General features: G+C 71.1%; 11 protein-coding genes. 8 read left to right on the top strand and 3 right to left on the bottom strand.

Annotated features, from left to right (window positions below; genetic code table 11):
* Positions 1–177 precede the first annotated feature (177 nt).
* From ACGFYP_RS12815 to galE, 6 genes are all read left to right on the top strand, one after another.
* Entirely contained in the window at positions 178–3,924 is a 3,747-nt protein-coding gene (locus ACGFYP_RS12815; protein ID WP_393490724.1) for a ribonuclease E/G, read from the top strand.
* 254 nt (positions 3,925–4,178) lie between these two features.
* Entirely contained in the window at positions 4,179–4,499 is a 321-nt protein-coding gene (gene rplU, locus ACGFYP_RS12810; RefSeq protein ID WP_114036861.1) for a 50S ribosomal protein L21, read from the top strand.
* Positions 4,500–4,513: 14 nt separating this feature from the next.
* Positions 4,514–4,768: a 50S ribosomal protein L27 gene (rpmA, locus tag ACGFYP_RS12805; protein WP_073914109.1), complete on the top strand. Its 255-nt coding sequence runs from the start codon at positions 4,514–4,516 to the stop codon at positions 4,766–4,768.
* A gap of 117 nt (positions 4,769–4,885) precedes the next feature.
* Entirely contained in the window at positions 4,886–6,325 is a 1,440-nt protein-coding gene (gene obgE / locus ACGFYP_RS12800) for a GTPase ObgE (RefSeq protein ID WP_361969038.1), read from the top strand.
* A gap of 114 nt (positions 6,326–6,439) precedes the next feature.
* Positions 6,440–8,032 (top strand): glycosyltransferase family 2 protein, encoded by a 1,593-nt coding sequence (locus ACGFYP_RS12795; protein ID WP_393490966.1) that lies wholly within the window; start codon positions 6,440–6,442, stop codon positions 8,030–8,032.
* A 19-nt stretch (positions 8,033–8,051) separates the two neighbouring features.
* Positions 8,052–9,038: a UDP-glucose 4-epimerase GalE gene (galE, locus tag ACGFYP_RS12790; RefSeq protein WP_393490703.1), complete on the top strand. Its 987-nt coding sequence runs from the start codon at positions 8,052–8,054 to the stop codon at positions 9,036–9,038.
* Between the two features lie 112 nt (positions 9,039–9,150).
* Here galE and ACGFYP_RS12785 read toward each other — a convergent pair whose 3' ends face one another.
* The 3 genes from ACGFYP_RS12785 to ACGFYP_RS12775 all read right to left on the bottom strand — a co-directional run bounded on the left by ACGFYP_RS12785 (position 9,151) and on the right by ACGFYP_RS12775 (position 14,767).
* Positions 9,151–10,722, bottom strand: coding sequence for a DUF6056 family protein (locus tag ACGFYP_RS12785; RefSeq protein WP_393490698.1), 1,572 nt, complete (start codon positions 10,720–10,722; stop codon positions 9,151–9,153).
* 5 nt (positions 10,723–10,727) lie between these two features.
* Positions 10,728–11,834: a glycosyltransferase gene (locus ACGFYP_RS12780; RefSeq protein WP_393490963.1), complete on the bottom strand. Its 1,107-nt coding sequence runs from the start codon at positions 11,832–11,834 to the stop codon at positions 10,728–10,730.
* Positions 11,835–11,896: 62 nt separating this feature from the next.
* Positions 11,897–14,767, bottom strand: a complete 2,871-nt coding sequence (locus tag ACGFYP_RS12775) for a CDP-glycerol glycerophosphotransferase family protein (protein ID WP_393490692.1) — start codon at positions 14,765–14,767, stop codon at positions 11,897–11,899.
* Between the two features lie 404 nt (positions 14,768–15,171).
* On the opposite strand from ACGFYP_RS12775, the gene ACGFYP_RS12770 reads away from it, so the two are divergent.
* Positions 15,172–16,152 carry a glycosyltransferase family 2 protein gene (locus tag ACGFYP_RS12770; protein WP_361969028.1) on the top strand — a complete coding sequence of 327 codons (981 nt, stop codon included), beginning with the start codon at positions 15,172–15,174 and terminating at the stop codon, positions 16,150–16,152.
* On the top strand, positions 16,152–16,610 hold the full coding sequence (locus tag ACGFYP_RS12765; RefSeq protein ID WP_393490687.1) for a GtrA family protein: 459 nt from the start codon (positions 16,152–16,154) through the stop codon (positions 16,608–16,610). Before ACGFYP_RS12770 ends, ACGFYP_RS12765 begins: the two co-directional genes overlap by 1 nt.
* The last annotated feature ends 143 nt before the right edge of the window (positions 16,611–16,753 follow it).

The following is a 16,753-nucleotide window of genomic DNA, read 5'->3' as shown; positions in this document are numbered from 1 at the left end:
CTGACCAGGAGACTTTCGCCAGGCCGTACGTACAAACGCGTACGGAACCGGCGAGCCAGACATCAGCTCCCGTGCGGCGCCCGCGCCCCGGACGGCGGCACCGCGCATCATGCGTGATCGTGCCGCCGGACCGGACCAAGACGCGGCGCCCGGGAGCGTGACGGGAGAACCGCCCGCATGCTCGAGCCGAACGAAGAGAACAACAGCAACGCACCTGGTGACAAGCTGCCGCCGCGCCGCAGGCGCCGCGCCGCTTCCCGCCCCGCCGGTCCGCCGGTCGCGGCGGAGGTCACCGAGACCGTGGCCGAGGTCGTCGTGGAGACGCCCGCCACCCCGGCCGCCGCGCCGGAGCCCGTGGAGGAGCCCGCAGCTCCCGCGCGCCCGCGTCGCCGCGCCACCCGCAAGGCCACCGCCCCCGAGCCGGTCGCGGAGCCGACGATCGAAACCGCCGTGGTCGAGGAGGCTCCCGCCGAGGAGCCCGCCGCCCCCGCCCGTACGCGTCGCCGTGCCACCCGTAAGGCGACGGCGCCCGAGCCGGTCGCCGAGGTCGTCGAGCCGACGATCGAAACCGCCGTGGTCGAGGAGGCTCCCGCCGAGGAGCCCGCCGCCCCCGCCCGTACGCGTCGCCGCGCCACCCGCAAGGCCACCTCGCCCGAGCCGGTCGCCACCGCGCCCGAGCCGGTCGCCGAGGTCGTCGAGCCCGCCGCCGTGGTCGAGGAGGCTCCCGCCGAGGAGCCCGCCGCCCCCGCGCGCACCCGTCGCCGTGCCACCCGTAAGGCCACCTCGCCCGAGGCCGCCCCCGCCGGCGGCGAGAGCCTGCCGCGCGAGGCCGTCGAGCAGATCACCTCCGAAGAGGCCGAGCCCGAGGTCGTTGCCGCCGAGAAGGCCGCCACCCGCGGTCGCACCCGCCGCCGCGCCACCTCGCCGCAGTTCACCTCCGAGCCGCCGGTCACCGCCACCGCCCCCGAGGCGGAGGAGGAGCCCCGCGGCCGCCGTGCCGCGCGCCCCGCCGTCGCCGTCTTCCAGGCCCCGGTCTTCACCGAGCCGATGTTCCAGACCCCGGAGACCGCGGCCGCCGCCGCTGCCGCCGAGGCCGTGGAGGAGGACGAGGAGGAGGCGGAGACCGTCGAGACGGTCGAGGAGCCCGTGGCGTCCGTCGAGACCGTCGAGCGTCCCGAGCCCGCCGGCCGCCGTCGCCGCCGCCGTCGTGGCGAGGCCGCCCCCGAGCCCGTGGCCGTCGAGCCGGTGCCCGCCACCGTCGCCGACGAGCCCGAGGTCGAGGCCGAGGAGCCCGAGGCGGAGGCCGAGGAGTCCGACGAGTACGGGGACCGTCCGTCCCGTCGCCGCCGCCGTGGTGGCCGTCGTCGTCGCCGCGGTGAGCTCGCCGAGGCCGATGCCGAGGAAGGCGACGAGAGCGACGAGGCGGAGGAGGCCCGCGCCGAGGACGAGGAGTCCGAGGACGAGGGCGAGTCCGACGAGTACGAGAACGGCGGCACGTCCGGCGGCAGCAGCAGCTCCCGTCGCCGTCGTCGCCGTCGCCGCCGCAGCGGTGACGCCGGTGGCGAGGCCGAGGCGGGCGAGGAGGACGGCGTCCGTACGGTCGTCAAGGTCCGCGAGCCCCGCCCGGCCCGTGAGAAGGCCGAGCCGTCCGACGAGGTCCAGTCCATCAAGGGCTCGACCCGTCTGGAGGCGAAGAAGCAGCGTCGCCGCGAGGGCCGCGAGCAGGGCCGCCGTCGTGTCCCGATCATCACCGAGGCCGAGTTCCTGGCCCGCCGTGAGGCCGTCGAGCGCGTCATGGTCGTCCGCCAGAGCGGCGAGCGCACCCAGATCGGCGTCCTCGAGGACAACGTGCTCGTCGAGCACTACGTCAACAAGGAGCAGGCCACCTCGTACGTCGGCAACGTCTACCTGGGCAAGGTCCAGAACGTGCTGCCGTCGATGGAGGCCGCGTTCGTCGACATCGGCAAGGGCCGCAACGCCGTCCTGTACGCCGGTGAGGTCAACTTCGAGGCGCTCGGCATGGCCAACGGGCCGCGCCGCATCGAGACCGCCCTCAAGTCCGGCCAGTCGGTCCTGGTCCAGGTGACGAAGGACCCGATCGGCCACAAGGGCGCCCGTCTGACCAGCCAGGTCTCCCTGCCGGGCCGTTACCTCGTGTACGTCCCCGAGGGCTCGATGACCGGCATCAGCCGCAAGCTCCCCGACACCGAGCGCGCCCGTCTGAAGACCATCCTCAAGAAGATCGTCCCCGAGGACGCGGGTGTCATCGTGCGCACCGCCGCCGAGGGCGCGAGCGAGGACGAGCTGCGCCGTGACGTCGAGCGTCTGCAGGCGCAGTGGGAGGACATCCAGAAGAAGGCGAAGAGCGGCAACGCCCCGACCCTTCTCTACGGCGAGCCGGACATGACCGTCCGTGTCGTCCGCGACATCTTCAACGAGGACTTCTCGAAGGTCATCGTCAGCGGCGACGACGCCTGGGAGACCATCCACGGGTACGTGAACCACGTCGCCCCGGACCTGACCGACCGCCTGTCCAAGTGGACGAGCGAGGTCGACGTCTTCGCGACGTACCGGATCGACGAGCAGCTGATGAAGGCGCTGGACCGCAAGGTCTGGCTGCCGAGCGGTGGCTCGCTGGTGATCGACAAGACCGAGGCGATGATCGTCGTCGACGTCAACACCGGCAAGTTCACCGGCCAGGGCGGCAACCTCGAAGAGACCGTGACGAGGAACAACCTCGAAGCGGCCGAGGAGATCGTCCGCCAGCTGCGCCTGCGCGACCTGGGCGGCATCGTCGTCATCGACTTCATCGACATGGTCCTGGAGTCCAACCGCGACCTGGTGCTGCGCCGCCTCCTGGAGTGCCTGGGCCGTGACAGGACCAAGCACCAGGTGGCCGAGGTCACCTCGCTGGGCCTCGTCCAGATGACCCGTAAGCGGGTCGGCCAGGGTCTGCTGGAGTCCTTCTCCGAGACCTGCGTCCACTGCAACGGCCGTGGCGTCATCGTGCACATGGAGCAGCCGACCGCCCCCGGTGGCGGCGGCAGCGGCAAGCGCTCGAAGAAGCGTGGCCGTGGCGGTGCCGAGCACCACGAGCACGAGCACGTCGACGTGGTGGAGACGGAGTCCGAGACCGAGACGGTCGAGACCGAGGCCGAGGTGGCCGCGGAGATCGCCGCGCCGGTCGCCGTGGAGGAGCCCTTCCGCGCCGACGAGGAGCTGTACAGCAGCGCCGCCGAGGCCGAGGCCGCCGCCACGCGCGGTCGTGGCCGCCGTCGGGCGACCCGCAAGGTCTCCGCGCCGGCCGGTCCTCCGGTCGCCGCCGCCCCCGCCCCGGTCGTCGTCGAGGAGCCCGAGCCGGTCGTCGAGCCCGAGCCCGTCGTCGAGGCCCCGGTCGTCGAGGCCGCCCCGGTGGTCGAGGAGGCCGCCCCGGCTCCCCGTGCCCGCCGCCGTGCCACCCGTAAGGCGACGGCCCCGGCCGGTTCGCCGGTCGCGGCCGAGCCGGTCGCCGAGACCGTCGTCGAGCCGGTGGCCGCCCCTGAGCCGGTCGTCGAGCCCGAGCCGGCCCCCGCGCCGGTCGTCGAGGAGGCCCCCGTGGCCGCCCCGCCGAGGGCCCGTCGTCGGGTCGTCCGCAAGGTGACCGCCCCCGCCGGTTCCCCGTCGGGCGCCGAGGAGGCCGCCGTCCTGGTGGTCGAGTCCCCGGCTGCGGCCCCGGCCACCGCCGAGGCCCCCGCCGCGGACGCCGAGCCCGAGGCCGAGGCAGCCGCCCCGGCCAAGAAGACGGCCGCCCGCAAGACGGCGAAGAAGGCCACCGCGAAGAAGGCCGCCACCAAGAAGACGGCGACGGCCAAGAAGACCGCGGCGAAGAAGACCACTGCGAAGAAGGCCACCGCCAAGAAGACGGCGGCCCCCGCGCAGGACTGAGGTTGCAGCCGGTGCGGGCCGTTCCTGAGGGACGGCCCGCGCCGCCGCAGGGGTGAAGTCACCGAATTTGACCCCTTGCGGCACCGGCCCGTAACCTTGACCGTCGGCGTGTCGTACGACCCGCCAAACCCCTGAGCACCCTCCTCCCGGTCTGCCGCGGAGAGGCCGCTCGTCCAATTCCGGATCACCGCGGGCTTCGGCCCGTGTGAGCGGCTGGCATCAGGGGTCCGTTCCCGAGTGAGAGAGAGATCCGCGTGTACGCCATCGTGCGCAGCGGTGGTCGCCAGCACAAGGTTGCTGTCGGCGACATCGTTGAGGTTGACAAGATTTCCACGGCCAAGGTTGGCGACACCGTAGAGCTCTCTACGCTGCTCGTTGTCGACGGCGACGCCGTGACCAGCGACCCGTGGGTGCTGGCCGGTATCAAGGTCACGGCCGAGGTCGTGGACCACCACAAGGGCGCGAAGATCGACATCCTTCGCTACAAGAACAAGACCGGCTACCGCCGTCGCCAGGGCCACCGCCAGCAGTACACGGCGATCAAGGTCACCGGCATCCCCACGGCTGCGAAGTAAGGGACTGAGGAGAGATGGCACACAAGAAGGGCGCATCGTCCACTCGGAACGGTCGCGATTCCAACGCTCAGCGGCTCGGCGTGAAGCGCTTCGGCGGTCAGGTCGTCAGCGCCGGTGAGATCCTGATCCGCCAGCGTGGCACCCACTTCCACCCGGGTTCGGGTGTCGGCCGTGGTGGCGACGACACGCTGTTCGCGCTGCAGGCCGGTTCGGTGCAGTTCGGCACCCACCGTGGCCGCAAGGTCGTGAACATCGTTCCGGTCGCCTGATCGGTTCTTTTGCGGAGGCGGACCTCACTTCCCGGCAGGGAAGCGGGTCCGCCTTTCGCGTGTTACTAGATAGACATTCCACCTCGTAGTACCCCTTGTATCTGGAGGCACAGAACCATGACCACCTTCGTGGACCGCGTCGAGCTGCATGTCGCCGCGGGTAACGGGGGCCACGGCTGCGCCTCCGTTCACCGGGAGAAGTTCAAGCCCCTCGGCGGGCCCGACGGCGGCAACGGCGGCCGTGGCGGCGATGTGATCCTGGTCGTCGACCAGGCGATCACCACGCTCCTCGAATACCACCACTCCCCGCACCGCAAGGCGACCAACGGTCAGCCCGGTGCCGGTGACAACCGCTCCGGCAAGGACGGCCAGGACCTCGTCCTGACCGTGCCCGACGGCACCGTCGTCCTCGACAAGGAGGGCAACGTCCTCGCCGACCTGGTCGGCCAGGGCACCACCTTCGTCGCGGGCCAGGGCGGCCGCGGCGGCCTCGGCAACGCCGCGCTGTCCTCCGCCCGCCGCAAGGCCCCCGGCTTCGCGCTGCTCGGCGAGCCCGGCGAGGCGCGGGACGTCGTCCTGGAGCTGAAGACCGTCGCCGACGTGGCCCTGGTGGGCTACCCGAGCGCCGGCAAGTCCTCGCTCATCTCCGTCCTGTCGGCCGCCAAGCCGAAGATCGCGGACTACCCCTTCACCACGCTCGTCCCGAACCTGGGCGTCGTCACCGCCGGTTCGACGGTCTACACGATCGCCGACGTCCCGGGTCTGATCCCGGGCGCCAGCCAGGGCCGCGGCCTGGGCCTGGAGTTCCTGCGCCACGTCGAGCGCTGCTCGGTCCTCGTGCACGTCCTGGACACGGCGACGCTGGAGTCGGACCGCGACCCCGTCAGCGACCTCGACATCATCGAGGAGGAGCTGCGGCAGTACGGCGGCCTCGAGGACCGTCCCCGCATCGTCGTCCTCAACAAGATCGACATCCCGGACGGCCAGGACCTGGCGGACATGATCCGCCCGGACCTGGAGGCGCGCGGCTACCAGGTCTTCGAGGCCTCCGCCGTAGCCCGTACGGGTCTCAAGGAGCTGTCCTTCGCGCTGGCCGAGATCGTCGGCACGGCGCGCGCGGCCAAGCCGAAGGAGGAGTCGACCCGGATCGTCATCCGCCCGAAGGCGGTCGACGAGGCGGGCTTCACCGTCACGTACGACGAGGCCGAGGACGTCTACCGGGTGCGCGGTGAGAAGCCGGAGCGCTGGGTCCGCCAGACCGACTTCAACAACGACGAGGCCGTCGGTTACCTGGCCGACCGCCTCAACCGCCTGGGCGTCGAGGACGCGCTGATGAAGGCGGGCGCCCGCTCGGGCGACGGCGTCGCGATCGGCTCCGAGGACAACGCGGTCGTCTTCGACTGGGAGCCCTCGATGATGGCCGGCGCCGAGATGCTCGGCCGCCGTGGCGAGGACCACCGTCTCGAAGCCCCGCGTCCGGCCGCCCAGCGCCGCCGGGACCGCGATGCCGAGCGGGACGAGGCACAGCGCGAGTACGACGAGTTCGACCCCTTCTAGGGTTCAACCCCTTCCAGGAACGGGCGGGGCCCGGGAGCGGCCGGTCGGCGAGATCGGCCGCTCCCGTAGGATCTCGGTGTGAGTAGCGCCCCCCACCCAGTCACGACAGAAGCCATGCTCGGCGTCGTCGTCATCGCCTACAACGACGCGGAGCTGGTCGGCGAGGCGGTCCGCTCGGCGCTCGCCCAGGGACCCGTCGTCGCCGAGGTCGTCGCCGTGAACGACGCGTCCACCGACGCCACCGCGAAGGTCCTGGACGAGCTGGCGGCGCTCCACCCCCGGGTCCGCGTCGTCCACCGCACCGAGAACAGCGGCGGCTGCGGCACCCCCCGCAACGACGGGATCCAGGCGGCCACGGCCCCGTACGTGATGTTCCTGGACAGCGACGACGTCCTGCCCGAGGGCGCGGCCGAGGCGCTCGTCACCGCCGCCGAGCGGCACAGCACCCCGGTGGCCGTCGGCGCCTGTGTCCGGCGCGAACTCCCCGAGGGCCGCGACGTGCGCTGGCAGCCCGCCCTGTACCGGGAGCCCGCCCTCCTGGAGACCGAGGCCGATCTCGTCCCCCTGGTGCACGACACGCTCTGCGTCAACAAGATCTACCGGCGCTCCTTCCTCGTCGAGCACGCGATCCGCTTCCCCGACGGCCGCTTCGTCTACGAGGACTTCCTCTTCACCGCCCGCGTGCTGGCCGCCGCGCCGCGCATCGCCGTGATCCCCGACACCGTCTACGTCTGGCACGTGCGCCGCGCCGCCGCCCAGCTGTCGATCTCCCTCGCCCGCGAGGACGTCGGCAACTGGCAGGCCCGGATCGCCGCCCACCGCCAGGCCGTCGAGACCCTGCGGGAGGCCGGGCGCGCCGAGCTCGCCGCCGCCTGCCGCACCAAGTTCCTCGAACACGATCTGAGCCTGTACGCCCGCGAGTTGAGGCTGCGCCCGGCCGAGTACCGGAGCGCCTGGTGGCTGCTGACCCGCGAGCACCTCGCGGCGTTCGAGGAGGGCGAGATCGCCGCGGCGACCGCGCCCGCCCGCTGGACGGCCCGCTTCCTGCTGGCCGCCGAGGAGCCCAGGGACCTGCTCAGGCTGTCCCGGCTTGCCGCCGACCCCGCCCGTCTCCTCCCGCCGTACGCCAGGAACGGTGCCGCGGCCGTCTGGTCCGAGGACCTGCCCGGCGTGGAGCTGGACGGCGTGGACACCCTGCCGCTGGCCGAGCTGCCGCTGGTGGTCGACGCGGCCCTGCGCACCGGCGCCGGGGCCGAGCTGCGCCTCACGGTCCGCGACCTGTACGACCGGGTGGGTGCGGCGGGCCCGCGTACCGTCGAGGTCGCGTTCGTCCCCCGGGGCGCCGACGCGCCGGCCCGTACCGAGCGGGCCGAGTTGGCCGAGGTGGACGGCGGCTGGACGGCCCGCGTCCCGGCCGGCCTCACCGGCCTGGCCAGGGCAGGTCGCAGCCGTGGCGACGCGGGGATCCAGTTCTGGGACATCCGGGCCACGGTGACGTGCGCCGACGGGGAGACCTTCTCCACAGCGCTCCGGCTGCCGGAGGGCCGCCAGCGGCGATCGGTGCTGCCGAGCAGCCGGTACGGTGTATTGCTGGTGCAGCAGTACACCACGGCGAACGGCTCGCTCGCGGTGCGGATCGCACCCGGTGCCCGCGACGGGCTCGGGGCGGTCAGGGCCAGGCTCCGTCGGCTCTCGCGCCGTTCATAGCGGAAGGAATTGGGGCGTAATGACTTATCTGATCACCGGTGGCGCCGGCTACATCGGCTCGCACGTGGTCCGGGCCATGACGCAGGCGGGGGAGCGGGTCGTCGTCCTCGACGACCTGTCCACGGGCTACGCGGAGCGGGTCCCGGAGGGTGTGCCCCTGGTGGTCGGCTCGACCCTGGACCGCGAGGTCCTGGACCGCGCCATCGCCGAGCACGGCGTCACGGGCGTGGTCCACCTCGCGGCGAAGAAGCAGGTCGGCGAGTCCGTCGAGCTGCCGCTGCACTACTACCGCGAGAACGTGCAGGGCCTCACGGTCCTCCTGGAGGCCGTGGCGGCCGCCGGCGTCCGCAACTTCCTCTTCTCCTCCTCGGCCGCCGTCTACGGCATGCCGGACGTCGACCTCGTCACCGAGGAGACGCCCTGCCTGCCGCTGAGCCCGTACGGCGAGACGAAGCTGGCCGGCGAGTGGATCGTCCGCGCCGCCGGCAAGGCCCACGGCATCTCCACCGCCTGCCTGCGCTACTTCAACGTGGCGGGCGCGGCCACCCCCGAGCTGGCCGACACCGGTGTCTTCAACCTGGTCCCGATGGTCTTCGAGCGGCTCGACGCCGGTGAGGCCCCGCGGATCTTCGGCGACGACTACGCCACCCCCGACGGCACCTGCGTCCGCGACTACATCCACGTCGAGGACCTCGCCGACGCCCACCTCGTTGCCGCGCGCAAGCTCGCCGAGTGGGCCGCCGCCGGTGAGCCGCGCGACCTGACGGTCAACATCGGCCGCGGCGAGGGCGTCTCCGTGACCGAGATGATCGACCTGATCAACGAGATCACCGGCCACTCCGTCGCCCCGGTCGTCACCCCCCGCCGCCCCGGCGACCCGGCCCGTGTCGTCGCCTCCGCGGACCGCATCGCCACCGAGCTGGGCTGGAAGGCACGGCACGACGTCCGCGACATGATCGACTCGGCGTGGGCGGGCTGGGTCGCCCGCCGCTCCGTCAACGCCTGACCGGACACGCACCACCCGTCGGGAGACCGATACGGCGAAGGGCCGGGGAGCACGCTCCCCGGCCCTTCGCCGTATCAGCCGTATCAGAGGTCGGTCGTGGACCGGCCGTCCGTCACGGACGGTGGATGCGCTCCACGCCGTAGTACGTCGACACGCACTGGGCGACCCAGTCCTTCTGGTAGTTCCGGGTGTAGTACGGCTCGGCCAGCCAGCCGATGTGCAGCGGCCGGTACTCGACGTCCGTCGCACCGCGCGCGACCTGTGCCCGGATCCGCGCGTCCTGCTTGTCCCAGGCGATACCGCGCGTCACCGTGCCCGAGGTGAGCGTCTGCATCTCCGGAAGGAGGGCCGCCGCGCTGCCGAGGACGGCGGCGGCGGTGACCACCACGGCCACGACCGAGAGCTTCGACGAACGGCCGCCGGCGCGCGAGAGACGCGCCCCGAGCAGTCGGCCCAGCCACACGCCGTACAGGCACAGAGCCATGAGCAGCGGGACCATGAAGCTGGTCCAGGTACGGGCGTACGTCCAGCCCGAGGGGCCGTAGCCGCTGCGCAGGCCGTAGGTCACGGCGAGCGTGGCGACCAGGATCAGCGGCACGGGGAGCAGCATGACGAGCCGCAGCACACCGCGCGACGGGCCGGTGGCCTCCACGCTCTCGGCGGCGTCGGCCGTGTCGAGGTCGTCGATCCCCGTACGCGAGACGCGGCGCGAGAAGAACGCCACGGCGAGACCGAGCAGCAGACCGGCGGCGATGGCCCCCAGGTACGCCCACTGGTCCGAGAGCACCTGCCAGATCCGCACCCAGTCGCGGACCGTCGCCTTCAGCTCCTCCGGCGCGAGGGTGTCGCGCGGCGGCTGCTGGGAACGGCGCCAGCGGGCACCGGGGGAGGTGTAGAGCAGGACCAGGCCGGACACCAGGCCGAAGCAGGCGGCGGCGCACCAGGTGAACGGGAACCAGTCCTTCGCCAGCTTCAGCCGGGGCAGCGACAGCAGCCCGGCGGTACCGGCGAACAGGCCCGCGACGGCGGTGAACGGCTCGCTGAGCGTGCCGATCGCGACGCCGAGGAGCACCACGCCGACGACGGCGGTGGCGCGCGCCGAGCGACGGCCGCTGCGGGCGGCCCAGACGGCCGTCAGGACCGCCCAGATGCCGATGATGCTGGGCAGCGTGTGCGAGATGGTGGCCGGGGCCCACAGCAGCACCTGGTACGAGCGGGTGCCGGCGAAGAACAGCAGCGTCTCGAGGAGCATCGCGGCGGCGACCAGGCTGATCAGCGGAGCCCGCAGGCCGAAGGCGCGGAGCACCTCGCGGCCCAGCAGGACCAGGCCCACGCCGAGCGTGAGGATCAGCAGGAGGGGCAGCACCTTCGGGCCCAGCAGGCCGTCCGCGTACACCACACCGCTCAACAGCGCGTTCGTGACCCGACCGTTCTGGGTCATGTAGAAGTCCGAGGCGATGCCGAAGACTCCCATGTCACGGGTCTTCCAGACGGCGCACCAGTCGTCCGACGTGGGGCGCACGTACAGGCCGAGGAACGCGCCGACGGACAGCAGGGCTCCGGTCACGGCGACCGATATGAGCCCGACCCAGCGGACGAGGCGCCCGATTCCGGCCGGTGCGGAGTCTCTGCCGTCGCCCTCCGCGGGCCGCACGTCGCGCCGCGACGCGGTAGTACTGCTCATCGTTCCTATCTCTCCAGGAAAAGGAAGAGGTCTTCCCAGCGGTCGGTGATCTCCTCGGCGGCGTACCGCTGCACGTTGCGCCAGGCGGCGTCGCCCATCCGGTCGCGCAGCTCGGTGTCGGCGATCAGCGTGCTGATGTGCGCGCCGAGCTCGATCGTGTTGCCGAGCCGGGCGAGCAGGCCGTCCTCGCCGTCACGGATGATCTCGCGGACACCCGGCGCGCAGTCGAACGCGGCACAGGGCACGCCGGCCGCCATGGCCTCGAGGAGGGTGATCGGGAAGCCTTCGGCGCGGGACGCCTGGGCGAAGACGGACGCGCCGCGCAGCGCGCCGAGCACGTCGTTCGTGCGTCCCATCCACTCGACGGAGTCGTCGAGGCGCATCGACGCGGAGTGGCGGCGGAGCGTTTCCTCCTCGTCGCCCGCGCCGTAGATCCGCAGCTTCCAGTCGGGGTGCCGGGGGGCGACCTCGGCCCAGGCGTCGAGCAGCATGTCGACGCCCTTCTCGTGCGAGAGCCGGCCGATGCAGGCGACGACCTTCTCGGTACGGGGGGCGGGTGCCTCGGGCATGAACGGCAGCGGGTTCGGCAGGTGGCCGACGTTGTCCATGCCGTTACGGATCCACAGATCGGCGTCGCCCGGCGTCAGCACGAGCAGCCGGTCGACGTCCTTGTAGTACCGCTTGACCCGGGCGAGCCGCGAGGAGCCCGCGCTCGCCTGGTACGACTCGTGGCTCATGCCGATGACGGTGAGGCCCTTGGTGTCGGCGAGCGCGACCCACTCCATCGCCCAGACCTGGGTGACGATGACGACCGCTCCGGGGCGGGCCGCGGCGAACAGCGCCGTCAGCTTGTCCGCCTGCTCCCGCATCCCGGCCGCGCGGGCCCGGTGCCGCATCCGCTCGGCCGCGTTGAGCTTGCCCTTGAGGCCGCGCAGCGACCGCACGTGCGGCGGGTGGGCGTCGTACAGCGTGGTCGTGGCGTACGGCAGGTCGGCGGGGAACTCGTGCGCGCGGCCCGCGGGCGCCGGGGTGATGCCGACGACGTGCACCCGGTGGCCGCGGTCGGCGAACTGACGGGCCATCTGGTGCGACCAGGTGGTCACACCGCCCATCTCGTCGACGCTGTTGGACACGAAGAAGATGTCACGGCCGCCGGACACGGCGGTCTGCTCGGTCACTTACCGCTCCTGGTGAAGAACTTGGCGACGATCTGCCGGGCCGCGTCGCCCCGGTCGTAGGCGCTGAACTCGGCGTTGAAACGCTCCCGTGCCGCCGAGTACTTGGCATCCGCCTCGTCCTTGAGGTGGGTGATCGCCGAGAACAGCTCGTCCTCGGTGGCCACCACGGGGCCGGGCGCCTTCTCCTTCAGATCGAAGTACGTGCCGCGGCTCTCCGTCGAGTACTCCTCGTAGTCGTACGTGAAGAAGATCATCGGCCGGTCGAGCAGCCCGTAGTCGAACATCACCGACGAGTAGTCGGTGATCAGACCATCGGCCAGCTCAAGGAGAGGGGTGATGTCGTGGTGGTTCGTGACATCGATGACCCGGCCGCGGACCGACGGCGGGAGCGTCAGGTTGTTGAGGTAGTGCGAGCGGATCAGCAGCGTGTGCGTGTCGCCGAAGCGCTCCGCGAACTCCGTCACGTCGAACGGCAGCTCGAACTTGCGCACCGCCCCGCCCGGCGCGGCCCGGAAGGTCGGCGCGTACAGCAGCACCGTCTTCTCCGGCGTGATGCCCAGCTCGGCGGCGAGCGCACCGCGCTCACGGGTACCGCTGCCGGCCTCCCGCTGCCGCGCCGCCACCAGGGCGTCGTTGCGCGGGTAGCCGACCGGAAGGAGCTTCTCCTCCTTGAGCCGGAAGGCCGCCGCCAGCGTGTGGATGTCGTGCTCGGCGCGGATCAGGAAGTGGTCGAACCGGTCCAGCGAACGCTGGAACGAGTTCTGCGCCGCCAGACCCTGCCGCTTCGTACCGGGCTCGTGGAAGCCCATCCGCTTGAGCGCGGAACCGTGCCAGGTCTGGATGTACGTGGTGCCGGGACGCTTGGTCAGCTTCAGCGGGAAGCCCTGGTTGTCGATCCAGAACTCCGCCTGGGCCAGCGCCCGCAGGTACTGCCAGCTCCACCGCTTGACCAGCGTGGCGTCCTTGGGGAATCCGGTGGGACGGGCGCCCGCGTAGGACCACACCGCCTCGAACTCCACGCCCTGGCGGCGCATCTCCTCGTAGATCGCCTTCGGGCTGTCGCTGTACTGCTTGCCGAGGTGGCTCTCGAAGACGACGAGGCCCTTGCGGATCGGGAGCTTGCTGTACACGTCGTGGTAGACGCGCAGCTTCGTCTCGCCGCCGTTGAGGTCGCGACGGGCCTTGAGGATCCTGCGCAGACCCGTCTTGGCCAGGCCGGCGGTGCGGCCGTGCATGGCGCCCTCGATCAGCGCGGACGCGCGGACGGCCGCGCGGCCCTCGGCCGTGAGGACGTACGACAGGTTGCCCTTCTTGGTGACCTCGGGCGCGAACCGGTCGGAGACCAGCCGGGTCAGCCGGGGCCGGACCCGGACCGTGCGGGTCTCGCTGAGTTCGACGCTGCCCGCGGAGACCCGGGTGCGCAGCTCGTCGCCGTCGACGACGAGGATCAGCCGGACGTCCCAGACCGCGTCGATGATGCCCAGCGGCCGCACCTTGCGGGTGATGTCGGCGGTGGCGTCCCACTCGATCGCGGTGTCCGTGCGACGCAGCGAGGTCACCGGGAACCGGAAGGCGCGCACACCGATCTTGCGGCGCGGCTGGAACTCCAGGAACGCCTTCAGCTCGGCGTCGGCCCCGATGCGGCCCAGCGGGTTCACGACCGCGCCGGAGAGCCGCACGGCGCCGTCGCTGCCCGCGTACGAGGTGAGGTGGTTGCCGAGGGCCATCGAGGTCAGCGGCTTGGTGTGGTAGCCCGCCGAGGTGACGTCGAGGATGCGACGGCCCTCGGGGTCGTCGAGGTGACCCTCGCACCAGTAGATGTGGCCGTCGTGCTCGACGAGCGGGGCCGTCAGACGGCCCTTGTTCGCGAGCGCGTCGGACGCCGGGAGCAGGTTGTCCCAGTCCTCCTTGCCCAGCAGATAGGCGCAGATGGCGTGGAGCGGCTGGACCTCGGTGTAGGCGTTCGGGTCGATCCCGGAGAGATAGCCGTTGGCCAGCTCCGCGAACTCGCGCCGGTACTCCTCACCCATCCGGGGCAGGTCACGCAGATGCAGGACCAGGTCGTGCTTGAGGAACTTGATGTCCTTGCGGTACCGCAGCTCGTCGTAGCCCTTGCTCTTCAGCAGGGCGTCCACCCGGCGGTGTATTTCCATCCGGTGGACGAAGTTGGCGATCTCGTGGCGCCGGTTGGAGATGGACTTCGACGCCGCGCTCTCCTGGACGTTCCAGTAGTAGACCTGGTTCGGGATGAGCGTGATCCGGCTCGCGGCGACGTACGCCTGCGCCGAGAAGAGCAGGTCCTCGTAGTGGATGCCGACCGGGAACTCGAGCTTCTGCTCGAGCAGGAACTCGCGCCGGTAGCACTTGTTCGTCGAGAGGGTGTCGAAGACCATCAGGTCGGGCAGCTCGGTGATCGACTCGATCGTCCGGGTGCCCGAGTAGATCCAGGGGTACCACTCGGTGGTCTTGCGGTGACGGCTGTCGAGGTGCACGCGCACACAGAGACCGGAGACGATGTCGGAGTCGGTCCGCTCGGCGGCCTCCAGCATGTTCCGGCAGGCGTTGCGCTCCAGGACGTCGTCACTGTCCAGGAACATGACGTACTTGCCTCTGGCGCGCTCCACGCCGTAGTTCCGGGGCGCACCGCAGCCGCCGCTGTTCGCGGGCAGCTGGTACGCGCGGACCCGGTCGGGGTGGGCGGCGGCCAGTCCCTGGGCGACCTCGAAGGTGTCGTCCTTGCTGCAGTCGTCGACGATGAGGACCTCGACGCTCTGCAGGGTCTGGTCCAGTACTGATCGGACGGCCGTCGGGAGACGCTCTGCGTCGTTGTACGCGATGACGACCACGGAGACGTCAGGCACTTGCACCTCAATCCACTTTCTACCTTTAGACAGATCCAAGCTACCTGGTGTTCGCACCCGCCCCCGCCGCACAGGCGCTCCGGTGGCGAGGAGCCGTTTCACGATCGTTACGGGACAGGTCCCAGGGGAACTACAACCTTCTCGGCAGTTCATCCGTCACCTCTGGTGCCGACCTTTCGGGATCTCCCGCTCGGGCGGTGAGATTCTTCGCACCGTTCCCGCGGAAGCCTTGCAGGGCCCGGAGAGTCGGCTACGCCGCGTGATCCGAATCACGGTGCCCGCGCGGTTTAGCCCTCGCGACCCGTACTCTGAGAGGGCTGCCCGCGGGAGGGCCCGGTGACCGACCCGGACTTCCGTCCGGTACGCCTCCGCGCCGTACCTTCTCGCTCATCAACCAGGAGTGACCGTTCATGACCAGGCTTTCGGTCGTTGTTCCTTGCTACAACGAGGAAGAGGTCGTCGAGAACTTCGACAACCGAATCCGAGAGGTCCTCGACGGACTCTCCCTCGACTACGAGATCTGCTACGTGGACGACGGCAGCGCCGACGGCACTCTCGGCAAGCTCCGGGGGATAGCCGCCCGTCACCCCGAGGGCACGCAGTACGTCTCCTTCAGCCGTAACTTCGGCAAGGAGGCCGGCATGCTCGCCGGCCTGCGGAAGGCCACCGGCGACGCGGTCGTGATCATGGACGCCGACCTCCAGCACCCGCCGGAGCTCATCGAGGCCATGCTCGACCTCTACCACCTCGGGCACGACCAGGTCATCGCGCGGCGCACCCGCGAGGGCGACAAGAAGGTCCGCTCCGCCCTCAGCCGGCTCTACTACCGGGCGGTCAACCGCTGGGTCGACGTCGAGCTGACCGACGGCGTCGGCGACTTCCGGCTGCTGTCCAGGCCTGCCGTGGACGCGCTGCTCTCCCTCCCCGAGTACAACCGCTTCTCCAAGGGTCTGTTCTCCTGGATCGGCTTCGACACCGTCACCTTCGACTACCAGAACGCCGCCCGCGAGGCCGGCGAGACGAAGTGGAAGTTCAGCTCCCTGGTCAACTACGGCATGGACGGGCTGATCTCCTTCAACAACCGTCCGCTGCGCATCGCGATCTGGATGGGCCTGGGCCTGTCGGCGCTGGCCGCGCTGTACGCGATCTGGATCACCGTCTCGGCGATCACGCAGGGCGTCTCCGCGCCCGGTTACGTCACGCTCGTCGCGATCATCGTCGGCCTCGGCGGCGTCCAGATGATCATGCTGGGGCTCATCGGCGAGTACATCGGCCGCATCTACTACGAGAGCAAGCGCCGGCCGCACTTCCTGGTCAAGGAGACCCACCGCTCGATCCCGCGCGGCGGCGACAAGCGGGTGCGCGTCGCGGCCAGCGACCGGGAAAGCTGATGCGAGGGCAGCTCGGGCAGATCGTCCGCTTCGGCCTCGTCGGCGGAGTCAACACGGCCACGTTCTACGGCTGCTATCTGCTGCTGCACCCCTGGATGCCGTACTTCGCGGCGTACTCCATCGCCTTCGTGCTCAGCATGATCGGCTCGTTCTTCCTCAACACGTACTTCACCTACCGCACCAGGCCGACCTGGAAGAAGTTCGCGCTCTTCCCGCTCACCAATGTCACCAACTACCTGGTGCAGAGCGTCGGCCTGTACGCCCTGGTGACCTGGGCCGGGATGGACGACCGGATCGCGCCGCTGGTCGCGGCCGTCGTCGCCATCCCCTTCACCTATCTCCTGTCGAAGAAGATCCTCGTGCCCGGCGGCAAGCAGCCGAGCCCGGCGGGACCCGTCGGGCCGACCGGGCCGGCAGGGGGCGCCGACGTCGAGTCGGACCCTGTCGCGAGCCGCTGAGCTCTCCTGGCGTGGGGGCGCCCGTCTCCTTTGGGGGTGCCCGCCCGTTCCAGCCGTCGGAATGGACGGGCACCGTCCGTCCCGCCTCGCGTAGATTGCCGCCTGACATCCGAGTGGGGCGACGACGCCGGTGACGGCGGTAC

The sequence above is a fragment of the Streptomyces sp. NPDC048370 genome (assembly GCF_043200825.1).
Lineage (GTDB): Bacteria > Actinomycetota > Actinomycetes > Streptomycetales > Streptomycetaceae > Streptomyces.
The sequence above is the reverse complement of the archived record's forward strand: the minus strand, read 5'-3'. Positions and strand labels throughout refer to the sequence as shown.